At 37.9% G+C, this 1,452-nt stretch carries 1 protein-coding gene; it reads right to left on the reverse strand.

Annotation, left to right across the window (positions count from 1 at the left end; genetic code table 11):
* Positions 1-1,077 (reverse strand): methyl-accepting chemotaxis protein (locus tag R7E42_RS24185; RefSeq protein ID WP_318073114.1); only part of this gene is annotated, 1,077 nt, incomplete at its 3' end.
* Positions 1,078-1,452 lie beyond the last annotated feature (375 nt).

Here is a 1,452-nt window from a genome sequence, read left to right on the forward strand (position 1 = left end):
GCCAACCGACTGAATCGCCAATGACGCCTCGTGGATTTGGGTAATACATTCTTGAACGCCACCGCGGCCTTCTTTCGCATCGTGAGAAGCACTGTTTGCCGTTTCTGACGCTGCTTCGGTGTTGCTGGCGACTTCATTTACTGTCGCTTGCATCTCGTTCATTGCTGTTGCGATAAGGTTTAGCTGAACTTGTTGTTCATCCATGCCGGTTGAAGTCTGTTCGGAAATCGCGCTCACTTCTTCAATGGCGGTGCCTACTTGAGCTGTGGTTGACGAGATACTGTCGACCAAAGTAAGCAACTTCGCTTGCATATCAACGCAGGCATCTGCCAAGGTGCCAAGCTCATCATGACCAATTTTGTTACGTGGAAGCTGGTAAGTTAGATCGCCTGACGCGATTTTCGACGCCATGTTTACCACGTAATTTAGTGGTGTGCAGATCTGTTTGGTTAGGAATAGGCCTAGCGTAAAACTCAGTGCCAATAGCGCGACGATAGCAATAATGCTGTAGGTGATTGCGCTGCGCACTGCTTCATGAGCGCTAGCAATATCTTCTTGTACGTAGGTTTGGTTTAGTTCCACTAAATCACGAATCGCATCGGATAATTGTGTGAATGTAGAAAATCCGTTTAACAATGTTTCATTTGCTTCATCGATTTTATTATTCAATAGCAACTTCGCGTATTCATTGTTAAACGCACTGTATTTAACCCAGGCACTTTTTACTTTATTGAAAGCGTCTCGGTCGCGTTGATCCCATAGTCCTTTCTCATATTGGTCTAGATATTTATCAATTTTCTGTTCAGATTTTTCTAATCCGGCTACCCATTCCATGAATTGAGGGTGATTCACATTGGTTAATAAAGAGAATTCATCCTTTCTTAAAATTCCGAGTTCAATTTCGGTATTTTTTACGAGCAATACGCTAGGTACGGTGGTTTCAGAAAATACGGTAAGTTTTCCTTCTATCATCTTGATTTCAGATGTAAAGAAAACGGAGAGAGCGATAACAGATAACGAAATGATCAAAATCAGCGCACTGATTTTATACTTGATACTTAAATTAGAAAGTTTCATAGACTCACTGATAATGGGGGTTTGAAAGGCTCGGAGTCTATTACTGAGATTTGAAATATAGTGTGATTAATGTCTCAAATAAATTTATCGTGAATAAAATTAAGTCGTAATCTAAATGTTCATAATTAAAATAAATCCTTGTTATTTATAAAATTAATTATAATTTATAAATAAATGGAAATTAATAATGTGTTTCAATTTGGTGTTTATAGGAAAATTAACTGTTACATGATTATTATTTATTTTATCCCGGTTTTTGTTTCTTAGTATAGCGTTTGCTAATGAAACTTAGATCTTGAACATAAAATACATTCTTCGTCTTTAATATAACATTTTAAAGTAACCGTAAGTCGAGGCTTTCATGCTCAAAGCTGA

It is taken from the genome of Vibrio sp. Vb1337 (assembly GCF_033338715.1).
GTDB lineage: Bacteria > Pseudomonadota > Gammaproteobacteria > Enterobacterales > Vibrionaceae > Vibrio > Vibrio alginolyticus.